The sequence below is a fragment of the Brevundimonas sp. genome (genome assembly GCF_027487935.1).
Lineage (GTDB): Bacteria > Pseudomonadota > Alphaproteobacteria > Caulobacterales > Caulobacteraceae > Brevundimonas.
Genome location: NZ_JAIYCP010000033.1, coordinates 15,639 through 27,424, shown reverse-complemented (window position 1 = coordinate 27,424; position 11,786 = coordinate 15,639). Strand labels below are relative to the sequence as shown.

Below are 11,786 nucleotides of genomic sequence, written 5' to 3'. Positions count from 1 at the left end.
GGACCATCCGAAGGATGGTGGAGGGGTATCAGCCGCACCGCTCCCGGGCGATGCGCGCGATGAAGTCGAGGACCCCGTCGAGCTCCGTCCTCACGCTCTCCGCTGCGAGCCGGATAACCCGGATGTTCCGCTCCCGCAGCCATACTGTCCGCCGTCGGTCATGGGCGATGCGATCCGGTCGCTCGTGACCCCGTCCATCCACCTCGATCGCCAGCTTCGCTGAGGCGCAGTAGAAGTCGAGGACATAGGGGCCGATCGGATGCTGGCGACGGAACTTCAGTCCCGCCAGCCGCTTGCCGCGCAGACAGGCCCATAATCGCAGTTCCGGCGGCGTCATGCGCCGGCGGAGCTCGCGGGCCCTCTCGACTGTCAGGAGCGCTGTCACCCCTCCACCATGCTTCGCATGGTCCCCCTCCCCATGGCTTCGCCACAGGGAGGAGACGGTAAGTGCGCATTCTATGAGTGTCTACGATATACAATCTAAACGGTTATTTCGTCACCGCCCCACCTTGTGATGGTGGGTATCAGCCGCCGCCGCGCTCCGCCGCCTTCGCCGCGTCCCACAGCCCGTCCATCTCGGCGAGATCGCTCTGCTCTGGCCCCCGCCCGTCCTTCGCCAGCTCGGCTTCGATAAAGCCGAACCGCCGCACGAATTTCGCGTTCGCTCCGCGGAGCGCATCCTCCGGCTCCACCCCCAGCTTCCGCGCCAGATTGGCGACCACGAACAGCAGGTCGCCGACCTCATCGCGGGCCTTGTCCAGGTCCCCGGCCGCGATCTCGACGCGGAGTTCGGCGACCTCCTCGTGCAGCTTGTCGAAGACCTCGTCGGTGGAGGGCCAGTCGAAGCCGACGCGGGCGGCGCGTTTGGTCAGTTTGGCGGCGCGGGCCAGGGCGGGCAGGCCGACGGGGACGTCGTCGAGCACCCCATGCTGGGCTTTCGCCACCCGTTCAGCGGCCTTGATGTCCTCCCAGCGCGCCTTCTGGGCCGCGCCGTCCGGCTTCGCCGTCTCGTCTCCGAAGACATGCGGATGCCGCCGCTCCAGCTTGTCGGCGATGGCATTGGCGACATCGTCGAAGACGAACAGTCCCTGTTCCTCGGCCATGCGGGCGTGGAAGACGGTCTGGAACAGCAGGTCGCCCAGTTCGGACTTCAGCTCGTCCATGTCGCCGCGTTGGATCGCGTCGGCGACCTCATAGGCCTCCTCGATCGTATAGGGGGCAATGGTGGCGAAGGTCTGCTCCACATCCCACGGACAGCCGCCCACCGGGTCGCGCAGCCGGGCCATGATCCCGATCAGGCGGTCGATGGGCGTCATGCAGAGGCCGTCGCCGTGCCGTCGCGCTCTTCCAGCGCCTTGCGGATTTCATCGTGCCGCGCCGGCGTCAGCGGATAGCCCCTCAGCACCAGGGCCGCCGCCGCCAGCAGCAGGCCGGGGACGAGGATGAAGAGGATCTGCAGCGTCAGCAGCGACATCTCGCTGTTGCCCTCAACCCCCGGAATCGCACGGAAGCCGACGGCCTGGAGGATCAGATAGGGGATCAGGGCCACGACATGGCCGATCTTGGTCGTGGCCGAGAGGATGGAGAACATCAGGCCGGTCCGGTCCACGCCCGTCTCCAGCCGGATCTCGTCGCCCGCATCGGCCATCATGGCCCGCAGCAGGAACAGGCCGGCGGCATAGGGCAGGCCCGCGATGAACATGGCCGTCGCGGTCAGGGCGAAATTCCCGCCCGGGACCAGGGTCGCGCCGATGTAGAAGACCGCGAAAACAAGACTGGCCGTTGCCAGCGCCCTGTCCTTGCCGATCTTCGTCGCCAGCCAGGCCCAGAAGGGTGCCCCGACCAGTCCGGCGACGAAATAGAACAGCATGAACAGCGAGGCCTCGGTGTGGTCGTAGCCCTTGATCTGCCCGAAGAAGAAGAACAGCAGCGAGCCGGTAATCCCCGGGGCCACGCCCAGCAGCAGGTCGGCGAACAGCAGCTTGCGCACGGTCTTCTTGCCGAAAAGGCCGAGGTAGGCCTTCGGCCCGCCGTGCGGTGTGGCCCCGGCATTGACGGGCTCGGGCACCACGAACATGGCCAGGCCGATGGTGACCGGCAGGGCGATCATGATGGCCCAGCCCATGATGCGCACGCCGGCGGCATAGTCGCCGAGGCCGGTCTTCACCACCACGGTCGGCAGGATCAGGATCAGGATCACCCCGATGATGTTGAACACCTGCCACCAGCCATAGACGCGGCTGCGCTGGTCGTATTGCGGAGCCAGAACCGAGGCCCAGCCCAGCTGGCCCAGGGTCCCTATGGAGAAGCCGAGATAGAGGACCAGCAACCAGCCGAAGAGATAGGCCGCGCCGGCGCCCGGCTGGACCAGCACGAACATCATCAGGGCCGACAGCATCAGGATCGGCGTCGAGATCGCCATCCAGGGCCGATAACGCCCCCACCGGGTCCGGGTCTTGTCCATGCCCCAGCCGATGAAGGGGTCGAAGGCGATGTCGATCAGCCGCACGATCATGAAGACGGCGGCGACCACGCCGAGCTCCAGACCGACATAGGTGGCGTAGAACTCCGGCAGGGTCACCGGCAGGGCGACGCCGAAGGCTGCCAGTGGCAGGCAGGGGCCCGAGAAGGCGGCAAGGATGGCGTTGGATCGGCGTGCCGGAACGGCGGCGGCGGGAGCAGTCGGGGCGGCGTCGGTCATGATCGAGTCCGGCGGTTCGGCCCTGAGTCGGCCGTCGCATCACCATGCCGTCTTTGCGCGCCTGACGCGAGCCGTCACCCCGCGTTCCGGCCCCTCGGAAAGGGCCTTGCGGCGGACACAGAGGTGGGGTCAGTTTCCGCCATGCCGATGCGTCTGTTCCTGCTGCTGGTCATCGCCCTTGCGAACATCCTCGTCGCCGGTCCGGCGAAGGCGCAGGCCGAACCGTGCAACAGCCAGATCGAGGACTGGGGCGGCCCCGCCCTCGCCAACGGCATCTCGCTGCATTCGCTGGAATGGGCTCCGTTCGGCTCGGCCGAATGGGGCTGGGAGACCTATGTCCCGCTGATCCAGCAGGAGCTGGGCACGGTGTGTTCTGCCAGTTCGCCGACCTTCGCCCGCCTCCTTGCCGAATTCCAGACCGCCCATCAGCTGCCCTCGAGCGGAATCTTCGACCAGGCCACCTTCCAGACCTTCCGCGGCCTCTGGCAGGAGCGGCGCCCCTTCATCATGGCGCGGGTTCGCGAAGAACCCTGTCCGGAGCCGCCGCCGCTTTACCAGCTGGGCTATCTGGTCGAGTCCGAGGAGCATGCCGACCGGCTGACCCGGCTCCTGCGCCGCGACGTCCTGGAGGCCTATCGCAGAATGGTCGCTGCGGCCCGCGCGGAGGTCCCCGAGATCGCCAATGATCCGGAACTGCTGCAGATTTTTTCCGGCTTCCGGGACCCCGAGGCCGATGCCGCGCGGTGTGCGGCCGCCGGCAATTGCGACGGTCTGCGGCGTGCGGTCTGTTCGCCCCACCGGACCGGGACGGCGGTTGATCTTTATGTCGGCCAGGCTGCCGGCCTTGGGGTCGACAACACGTCACCGGCCAGCCGCCTGCATATGAGCCGGGGCGCGACCTATCGCTGGCTGGTCAGAAACGCCGGGCGGTTCGGCTTCGTCCCCTATGCGTTCGAGCCCTGGCACTGGGAGTGGGTGAGCCCGGCCGGCGGCTATACCGGCCCGCCGCCGCCGACGTGATCCGGCGACTGACCGACGCCGAGCGGAGCCTGGCCGCGGAGGTCTTCGGGGACTCCCTTGCGCTCTCCTCCATCCGCTTCCTGCCCGCGCCCTGGCCCTTCACCCGCGCCTTCGTGCCGGGTCGCTGGTTCGGGCGTGACTGGATCGTCTGGCCGAAGCATAGCCTGCCATCCGACCTCGCAGAGGCCCCCCTGCACCTGCAGGCCCTGCTGGTTCACGAACTGACCCACGTCTGGCAGGCCCGGCAGGGGATCAATCTGCTGGTCGGCAAGATCCGGGCGGGCGATCGCCCGGATTCCTATTGCTATCCGGTCGGCAACGCCTGCGACTGGCATCGGTTGAACATCGAGCAGCAGGCCATGGTCGTCGAGCACCGGTTCCGCCTGTCGCATGGCGAGACGGTGCCGGCGGATGCGGCCTTCTATGACCGGGTCTGTCCGATCGGTCCGCGGACAGGTCGGGGACTGCAGATGGACGACGACCACGCAGCCGTGCCGCGCGCGGGACCCTCGCCGCGCTGAAACGACCGCTGTTTCCCCCGGGAGGGTGCCGGGTCAGGCGGCCTTGTCGAGCTCCGCCATCTTCTGGATCCGCACATAATCGGTCTTTCCCGTGCCCAGCACAGGGACCTCGGCGACGTGCACGATCTTCTTGGGCACGGCCAGTTCGGGTGCCCCATGGTTGCGGGCCCACTCGGCCAGGCGGCCGACGTCTGCATCGCGCCGGTCCGTGACCAGCACCAGCTTCTCGCCCTTGCGGGGGTCGGGGATGGAGACCACGGCATGCCGCGCTTCTGGCCAGACCGCGCTCGCAAGGCCTTCCACGGCGGTCAGTGAGACCATCTCGCCGCCGATCTTGGCGAACCGCTTCATGCGGCCGAGGATCGAGACATAGCCGTCCTTGTCGATGTCGACGATGTCGCCCGTGTCGTGCCAGCCGCCGGCCAGGGGTTCGACAACCTCGGGATCATCCGGCGACAGATATCCCTGCATCACGTTCGGCCCGCGCAGGAAGAGCCGCCCGCCTTCCGGGATGCCCTCGACCGGATCAAGCCGCCACTCCATGCCGGGGATCATCTGGCCGACCGTGCCCGGCCGATTGCGGTCGGGGTGGTTGATGGCCACGATCGGCGCAGCCTCGGTCGCGCCATAGCCTTCGAGCAGTTTGAGGCCATGGAAGCGGGTGTTGAACAGATGGTGGGTTTCGGGCCGGACCCGTTCCGCTCCCGCCACCACGAATTCGAGCGTGTCGAAATCGTCCGGCGACGCAACGCGGGCGTACTGGTTCAGGAAGGTATCGGTCGCGAACAGGATCGAGGCCTTCACCTCGGGCAGCAGTTCCACGATCTGTTTGGCATGCAGGGGCGACGGATACTGGAAGGCCTTCATGCCGTTCAGCAGCGGCAGCAGGATGCCGCCGGTCAGGCCGAAGCAATGGAAGGTCGGCAGGGGGTTGAACATCACCCATTCCGGCTTCAGCTCGATGAACTGGGACCCCTGCCGGACGTTGGCGACCAGGTTCCACTGGCTCAGCACCACGCCCTTGGGCGTACCGAAACTGCCTGAGGTGAACAGGATCACCCCGGTAGAGTGCGGATCGGTCTTCACCCGGAACTTCCTCGGCATCATGCCGGCCATCAGTCCATACAGCTTGTCCTGCAGGCCGATGGTTTTGCGGACGTCATCCAGCCAGACGATCTCCGCCACCTTGCCCAGTTCCTCCATGAGGTCCTCGAGCTTGGCCTGGTTGATGAATCGCTTGGCCGACAGGATCTTTTTCAGCCCGGCCGCCTTGATGGCCGCCTTGATGTTGCTGACGCCCGAGGTGAAGTTGAGCATCACCGGCACACGGCCGTGGGCATGAAGCCCGAAATAGGTCACCACCACGCCGGAACTGGACGGCAGGAGGATGCCGACCCGCTCGCCCGGCTGGGTCATTTCCGCGATCTTGCGGCCCAGTACGAAAGCGGCCCGGATGAGTCCGGTGTAGGTCAGGGGATTCCGGTCGATGTCCTCGAGAATCTCCTTGTCGCCAAATTTCTCCCGGGCGGAGATGAGGGCGTCAAAGACCGTTTCCTCGACGTGACGGGGGTCCAGGGGTACGCGCAAGTCCATCCTCCGTGCGGATGCGGTTGTTCCGCATCCTTGTTCTGCTCCCACCAGACTAGGGGCACCGCGACGCGTTGAAAAGGTGCGTTACCGGGCGTGAGAACCGGCCCGCCTTGCCTTAGCCCCGCGGAAGGCCGACATAGCGGCATCGCACAGCCCGGAGCCCGCGACGCCTTGGTCACGCTGATCGACACCCTGACGAAGACGCCGGCTGAACTGCGTCACCCTGAAAAACAGAACCGCCCCGAGACGGCGGTGCTGAAAAAGCCCGACTGGCTGCGCGTCAAGGCACCAGGCTCGGGTCAGTACAATGCGACAAAAGCCATCGTGAAGGACAAGGGCCTCGTCACCGTCTGCGAGGAGGCGGCCTGCCCGAATATCGGCGAGTGCTGGAGCCAGAAGCACGCCACCCTGATGATCATGGGCGACACCTGCACGCGGGCCTGCGCCTTCTGCAACGTCAAGACGGGCCTGCCCCAGCCGCTGGATCCGGAAGAGCCGGCCAAGGTCGGCCTGGCCGTGGCGCAACTGGGCCTGAACCACGTCGTCATCACCAGCGTGGACCGGGACGACGTCTCCGACGGCGGTGCCGCCCATTTCGCCGAGGTGGTGCGGCAAATTCGCCTGCAGGCCCCGGACACCACGATCGAGATCCTGACGCCCGACTTCCTGCGCAAGGACGGAGCGGCCGAGGTGATGATCGACGCCACGCCCGACGTGTTCAATCACAACCTCGAGACCGTGCCGCGGCTGTATCTCAAGATCCGGCCCGGAGCCCGCTATTTCCACAGCCTGCGCCTGCTGCAGATGGTCAAGGAGCGCGACCCCAACCAGTTCACCAAGTCCGGCATCATGGTCGGACTGGGCGAGACCCGCGAAGAGGTCATGCAGGTGATGGATGACATGCGCTCGGCCGGCGTCGACTTCATCACCATCGGCCAGTACCTGCAGCCGACCCGCAAACACGCCGCCATCGACCGGTTCGTCACCCCGGACGAGTTCAAGGCCTATGAGGCCATCGCCCGCGCCAAGGGCTTCCTCATGGTGTCGTCCTCCCCCCTGACCCGCAGCTCCCACCACGCCGGCGACGACTTCGCCCGGCTGAGGGCGGCCCGACTGGCGCAGACGGGACGCTGAGCCGCGCTTGGCCGTCCACCGCGTCACGAAAATCCTGCCCTGGACGCCGGCCCAGCTGGCCGAGCTGGTCGCCGACGTGCGCGCCTATCCCGACTTCGTGCCCTGGGTCACGGCGATGCGTGTCTGGAACGAGCGCGAGGAGGCCCCCGGGGTATCGGTTCTGGATGCCGAGGCGGCGGTCGGCTTTTCCTTTCTGAGGGAACGGTTCTCGACCTGGTCCCGTCATGACCGCAACCGGAACACGGTCGAGGTGGGCCTGATCCGCGGGCCGTTCAGACATCTGAAGAACCGCTGGGAATTCCATCCCGATCCCGCCGGGACGCGGGTCGAGTTCATGATCGACTTCGCCTTCAAGTCGCGGCTGCTGGACGGGATGCTGCACGCCAATTTCGACCGCGCCGTCAGCAAGCTGATGGCCTGTTTCGAGGCGCGGGCCGCCAGCCTCTACGGCCCGAAAGGATGAGCTTCGACTTCGACGCGACGGTGGTGGGCGCCGGCGCGGTCGGCCTCGCCTGCGGGCGGGCGCTGGCGAAGCGGGGCCTGTCGGTGCTGGTGCTGGAGAAGGAACCCCACATCGGCCAGGGCGTCTCCTCGCGCAATTCCGAGGTCATCCACGGTGGTCTCTACTATCCGACCGGTTCGCTGAGGGCGCGGTTCTGCGTCGAGGGGCGGCGGGCGCTCTATGCCTTTCTCGACAGCCACAAGGTCGACCACCGCAAATGCGGCAAGCTGGTCGTGGCAACGGACGAGACCGAGGTTGAGCGGATCGAGGCCATCTTCGTCCAGGCCACCGCCAACGGCGTCGAGGGACTGGACCATCTGACCGGTGCCCAGGCCCGGGCGCTGGAGCCCGGCCTGAATGCCCATGCCGCCATCCTCTCGACAGAGAGCGGGGTGTTCGACAGCCACGGCTATATGCTGGCCCTGCAGGGTGAGATCGAGGACACCGGCGGCTCGGTGGTGGTCTCCACGCCGTTTGACCGGGCCGAGCCGCTGCCCGGCGGCGGCTTCACGATCACCGCGGGCGGGGAGGGCGGGGCGACCCTGACCACCCGACTGCTGGTTACCGCGCCCGGACTGGCCGCACAGGCCGTCGCCGCCCGGATCGAGGGCTACCCCGCCGACCGCATTCCGGCCGGACATTTCGGCAAGGGCGTCTATTTCCGGCTGACCGGCAAGGCCCCGTTCGAGCGGCTGATCTATCCGCCGCCCATCCCCGGCGCCCTGGGCACCCACTATCGCAAGGATCTGGGCGGACAGGCCGTGTTCGGGCCGGACCTGAGCTATGTCACGGCCGAGGACTATTCGGTCGATCCCGCCAAGGCCGCGGAGTTCGAGGGCTATATCCGGCGCCTCTGGCCCGGCCTGCCGGACGGCGCGCTGACGCCCGACTACGCCGGCATCCGCCCCAAGCTGCACGGTCCGGGCGAGCCGCAGCCGGACTTCCAGCTGCATGGTCGGGAGATCCACGGCCTCGACGGTCTGGTGGTGCTGTTCGGTATCGAAAGCCCGGGCCTGACCAGTTCGCTGGCGATCGGCGAGGCGGTGGCGGGGATGCTGACGGATGGATGAGGTGACGTTCCGCGCGGCAACGGCTTCTGACGTGGCACTGATTCAGCCGTTGGTGCACCATGCCTATCGCGGCGACCGGGCGCGAGCAGGCTGGACCCATGAGGCCGATCTGCTGGACGCGGCCCGCATCGACGAAGAGGCATTGGCTGAAAGCGTCAGCAACCCGGGTCAGGTTATCCTGCTGGCCGAGCGCGAGGGATCGCTGATCGGCTGCGTCCATGTGACCGACAAGGGCGGTGGGCTGGCCTACCTGGGTATGCTCACCGTCGATGCGACCTTGCAGGGCGGCGGATTGGGTCGCCGCCTGATCGATCAGGCCGAGGCCATTGCCCGCTCCCGTTTTGCCGCTGACCGCATGGAGATGACGGTCATTGTTCAACGAACCGAGCTGATCGCCTGGTATGAGCGGCGGGGCTATGCGCTGACCGGCGAAAGGCGGCCGTTTCCAACCACGGACCCTCGCTTCGGCGTTCCGCGTCGAAGCGACCTGGCCTTCGTGGTGCTCGACAGGGCTCTCACGTGACCCGGATCGTCACCCCGCGCCTGATCCTGCGTCCGGCACAGCCTGGGGACCTCGAGGCCATGCACGCCGTCCTGTCGGACCCGCGCGCCATGCTGTGGTGGTCGACCCCGCCGCACGCGACGCTGGAACAGACCCGGGAATGGCTGGACGCCATGATCGCCACCGGTCCGGACCATCCGGACTTCGTGGTCGAATGGGATGGGCGGGTGATCGGCAAGGCCGGCTTCTACGTCCTGCCCGACGTCGGCTACATCCTGCATCCCGACGTCTGGAGGCAGGGGCTGGCGAGGGAGGCGGTCGGGGCCGTCATCGACCATGTGTTCAGCACCCGGGCCGTCGACACCCTGACCGCCGATGTCGATCCGGAGAACACCGCCTCGATTCGGCTGCTGCAGCGGCTGGGCTTCGTTCGCACCGGCTTTGGCGCGCGCACCTGGAATGTCGGCGGGGTCTGGAAGGACAGTCTGTATTTCGCCCTGTCACGGGCGGATCGGGCGATGATGGCGACAGGACAACCTCCCGCTTGAACTCCGGGCCGGGTTGAGGCATAAGCCCGCGCTCGCTGGCGGCTCTTTCGGGCCGCCGCTGTTGTTTTCGCGCCCTCACCGGTGCCACTCCAAGAAGATTGAGACGGACATGGCCGTTCCGAAGCGCAAAGTATCGCCCTCGCGTCGCAACATGCGCCGCTCGCACGACTCGCTGGGTTCCAACCCGCACGTCGAGGACAAGGACACCGGCGAGCTGCGCCGCTCGCACCACATCGACCTGAAGACCGGCACCTATCGTGGCCGTCAGGTTCTGACGCCCAAGGAAGACTAGGTCTTTCACCGGCTTCGGCTGAATGAATGACGGCGCGCGGTTCACCGCGCGCCGTTTTCGTGCGTTCTGCTTGCCGGCTGACGGCGTTGCGTCTGACGGTTGGCGATTCCCCGGGTGTTGGGCTAAACCCCGCGCTCTCCCTGACAGCAGAGCGCTCCCATGACCGACATCGCCGACATCGTTGCCCGCCAGATTCTCGACAGTCGCGGCAATCCGACGGTCGAGGTGGATGTGATCCTCGATGACGGCAGCTTCGGCCGCGCCGCCGTGCCTTCGGGTGCCTCGACCGGCGCGCATGAGGCGGTGGAACTGCGTGACGGTGACAAGGACCTGTGGGGCGGCAAGGGCGTCGGCAAGGCGGTCGACAACGTCAATGGCGAGATCTTCGACGCCCTCAGCGGCATGGACGCCGAGGATCAGCGTCGTATCGACGAGGCCCTGATTGCCCTCGACGGCACGGAGAACAAGGGCCGGCTGGGGGCCAACGCCATTCTCGGTGTCTCCCTGGCGGTCGCCAAGGCCAGCGCCATCTCCTCGGGGCTGCCGCTGCACCGCTACCTGGGCGGCGTTTCGGCGCGCGTCCTGCCGACCCCGATGATGAACATCATCAACGGCGGAGCCCATGCCGACAATCCGATCGACATCCAGGAGTTCATGATCCTGCCCACCGGTGCCGAGAGCTTCTCGGAGGCGCTGCGCATGGGTTCGGAGATCTTTCACGCCCTGCGCAAACAGCTGAAGGACGCGGGCCACAACACCAATGTCGGCGACGAGGGCGGCTTTGCCCCCAACCTGGCCTCGGCCGAGGAGGCGCTGAGCTTCATCACCCGCGCGGGTCAGGCCGCCGGCTATCTGGCCGGCGAGGATTTCCATCTCGGCCTCGATGTCGCCGCCACGGAATTCTTCAAGGACGGAAAATACGTCATGGCCGGGGAGGGCAAGACGCTCGGGTCCGAGGCCATGGTCAGCTATCTGGCCGACCTGTGCGAACGCTTCCCCATCGTCTCGATCGAGGACGGCTGCGCCGAGGATGATTTCGACGGCTGGCGCCTGCTGACCGAGCGCCTCGGCGATCGTTGCCAGATCGTCGGCGACGACCTGTTCGTCACCAACCCGGCCCGACTGGCGGCCGGCATCGGCGAGGGTCTGGCCAACTCCATCCTGGTGAAGGTCAACCAGATCGGGACCTTGTCCGAGACTCTGGATGCCGTGGATATGGCCCATCGTGCCGGCTACACGGCCGTCATGAGCCACCGTTCGGGCGAGACCGAGGATTCCATCATCGCGGACCTCGCCGTCGCCACCAACTGTGGGCAGATCAAGACCGGCTCGCTGGCCCGGTCAGACCGCACCGCCAAATACAACCAGCTGCTCCGCATCGAGGAAATGCTGGGCGACCAGGGTGTCTATTTCGGCGACGGCATGCTGCTGAACCGGTAGGGCGAAAAAACAGGGTGTGCGGCTGCATATCCTGCCATCAAGCTACGGTTCGTTAGGCATTTTCGGTCAGGATTCGGCAGTCTTGAGTCCACGCTCAGAAGGAGCGTTTGTAATGCCTGAACGGATGAAGCCATTTTTGCCGTCTGCCGTCCTGCTGTTTCTGGTCGCCTATCTGGGCGTTCAGGCACTGACAGGGCAGCGGGGGCTGCTGAGTGGACATGAGCGCGACGCCCTGATGGCGCAGCGCGAGGCGCAGCTGGCCGGTATCCTTGAGCAGCGGCAGGACCTCGAGGTCCGGGTCCGGTATCTGCGCACCGACAGCCTGTCCCGTGATCTTCTGGAGGAGAGAGCCCGCGCCGTGCTCGGATTCGCCGACCCCCGCGACTATGTCATCCGGGTCTCGGCACCGGTTGTCGCCGGAACCTCCGTGCCCCGGGCGTGAACTTTCGTTACAGCCTCGAGACGA

At 66.7% G+C, this 11,786-nt stretch carries 14 protein-coding genes; 10 read left to right on the top strand and 4 right to left on the bottom strand.

Annotated elements, in window-relative coordinates:
* Positions 1-28 precede the first annotated feature (28 nt).
* The 3 genes from Q0053_RS12145 to Q0053_RS12135 all read right to left on the bottom strand — a co-directional run bounded on the left by Q0053_RS12145 (position 29) and on the right by Q0053_RS12135 (position 2,701).
* On the bottom strand, positions 29-385 hold the full coding sequence (locus Q0053_RS12145) for an endonuclease domain-containing protein (RefSeq protein ID WP_298100512.1): 357 nt from the start codon (positions 383-385) through the stop codon (positions 29-31).
* A 139-nt stretch (positions 386-524) separates the two neighbouring features.
* The gene (gene mazG, locus Q0053_RS12140) at positions 525-1,316 is read right to left on the bottom strand and encodes a nucleoside triphosphate pyrophosphohydrolase (RefSeq protein WP_298100510.1); all 792 of its coding nucleotides are present in this window, start codon (positions 1,314-1,316) and stop codon (positions 525-527) included.
* Entirely contained in the window at positions 1,313-2,701 is a 1,389-nt protein-coding gene (locus Q0053_RS12135; RefSeq protein ID WP_298100508.1) for an MFS transporter, read from the bottom strand. Before Q0053_RS12135 ends, mazG begins: the two co-directional genes overlap by 4 nt.
* A 123-nt stretch (positions 2,702-2,824) precedes the next feature.
* Between Q0053_RS12135 and Q0053_RS12130 the strand changes: the two genes are divergently transcribed.
* Both Q0053_RS12130 and Q0053_RS12125 read left to right on the top strand, forming a co-directional pair.
* Positions 2,825-3,721: a M15 family metallopeptidase gene (locus Q0053_RS12130; RefSeq protein ID WP_298100506.1), complete on the top strand. Its 897-nt coding sequence runs from the start codon at positions 2,825-2,827 to the stop codon at positions 3,719-3,721.
* Positions 3,718-4,242 carry a hypothetical protein gene (locus Q0053_RS12125; RefSeq protein ID WP_298100504.1) on the top strand — a complete coding sequence of 175 codons (525 nt, stop codon included), beginning with the start codon at positions 3,718-3,720 and terminating at the stop codon, positions 4,240-4,242. The genes Q0053_RS12130 and Q0053_RS12125 overlap by 4 nt, the downstream gene beginning before the upstream one ends.
* Positions 4,243-4,275: 33 nt before the next feature.
* On the opposite strand, the gene Q0053_RS12120 is transcribed toward Q0053_RS12125, so the two are convergent.
* Positions 4,276-5,835, bottom strand: a complete 1,560-nt coding sequence (locus tag Q0053_RS12120) for an AMP-binding protein (protein WP_298100502.1) — start codon at positions 5,833-5,835, stop codon at positions 4,276-4,278.
* A 168-nt stretch (positions 5,836-6,003) separates the two neighbouring features.
* Between Q0053_RS12120 and lipA the strand changes: the two genes are divergently transcribed.
* The 8 genes from lipA (at position 6,004) to Q0053_RS12080 (ending at position 11,762) form a co-directional block, all read left to right on the top strand.
* Complete coding sequence (lipA, locus tag Q0053_RS12115; protein ID WP_298100500.1) at positions 6,004-6,966, top strand: lipoyl synthase; 963 nt, start codon at positions 6,004-6,006, stop codon at positions 6,964-6,966.
* A gap of 7 nt (positions 6,967-6,973) precedes the next feature.
* Entirely contained in the window at positions 6,974-7,429 is a 456-nt protein-coding gene (locus tag Q0053_RS12110) for a type II toxin-antitoxin system RatA family toxin (protein WP_298100499.1), read from the top strand.
* Entirely contained in the window at positions 7,426-8,538 is a 1,113-nt protein-coding gene (locus tag Q0053_RS12105) for an NAD(P)/FAD-dependent oxidoreductase (protein WP_298100497.1), read from the top strand. The genes Q0053_RS12110 and Q0053_RS12105 overlap by 4 nt, the downstream gene beginning before the upstream one ends.
* On the top strand, positions 8,531-9,061 hold the full coding sequence (locus Q0053_RS12100) for a GNAT family N-acetyltransferase (protein WP_298100495.1): 531 nt from the start codon (positions 8,531-8,533) through the stop codon (positions 9,059-9,061). Before Q0053_RS12105 ends, Q0053_RS12100 begins: the two co-directional genes overlap by 8 nt.
* Positions 9,058-9,588 carry a GNAT family N-acetyltransferase gene (locus tag Q0053_RS12095; protein WP_298100493.1) on the top strand — a complete coding sequence of 177 codons (531 nt, stop codon included), beginning with the start codon at positions 9,058-9,060 and terminating at the stop codon, positions 9,586-9,588. The genes Q0053_RS12100 and Q0053_RS12095 overlap by 4 nt, the downstream gene beginning before the upstream one ends.
* Before the next feature lie 109 nt (positions 9,589-9,697).
* Entirely contained in the window at positions 9,698-9,880 is a 183-nt protein-coding gene (gene rpmF / locus Q0053_RS12090; protein ID WP_284220375.1) for a 50S ribosomal protein L32, read from the top strand.
* 159 nt (positions 9,881-10,039) lie between these two features.
* Positions 10,040-11,320: a phosphopyruvate hydratase gene (gene eno, locus Q0053_RS12085; RefSeq protein WP_298100491.1), complete on the top strand. Its 1,281-nt coding sequence runs from the start codon at positions 10,040-10,042 to the stop codon at positions 11,318-11,320.
* A 112-nt stretch (positions 11,321-11,432) separates the two neighbouring features.
* Positions 11,433-11,762 (top strand): septum formation initiator family protein, encoded by a 330-nt coding sequence (locus Q0053_RS12080; protein ID WP_298100489.1) that lies wholly within the window; start codon positions 11,433-11,435, stop codon positions 11,760-11,762.
* Positions 11,763-11,786: the final 24 nt, after the last annotated feature.

What these genes read in the sequence shown, in the direction of transcription:
- Q0053_RS12100 (WP_298100495.1), top strand. Translation starts at nt 8,531, where the DNA reads ATGGATGAGGTGACGTTCCGCGCGGCAACGGCTTCTGACGTGGCACTG.
- Q0053_RS12080 (WP_298100489.1), top strand. Translation starts at nt 11,433, where the DNA reads ATGCCTGAACGGATGAAGCCATTTTTGCCGTCTGCCGTCCTGCTGTTT.
- mazG (WP_298100510.1), bottom strand. Translation starts at nt 1,316, where the DNA reads ATGACGCCCATCGACCGCCTGATCGGGATCATGGCCCGGCTGCGCGAC.
- Q0053_RS12135 (WP_298100508.1), bottom strand. Translation starts at nt 2,701, where the DNA reads ATGACCGACGCCGCCCCGACTGCTCCCGCCGCCGCCGTTCCGGCACGC.
- rpmF (WP_284220375.1), top strand. Translation starts at nt 9,698, where the DNA reads ATGGCCGTTCCGAAGCGCAAAGTATCGCCCTCGCGTCGCAACATGCGC.
- eno (WP_298100491.1), top strand. Translation starts at nt 10,040, where the DNA reads ATGACCGACATCGCCGACATCGTTGCCCGCCAGATTCTCGACAGTCGC.
- Q0053_RS12105 (WP_298100497.1), top strand. Translation starts at nt 7,426, where the DNA reads ATGAGCTTCGACTTCGACGCGACGGTGGTGGGCGCCGGCGCGGTCGGC.
- Q0053_RS12120 (WP_298100502.1), bottom strand. Translation starts at nt 5,835, where the DNA reads ATGGACTTGCGCGTACCCCTGGACCCCCGTCACGTCGAGGAAACGGTC.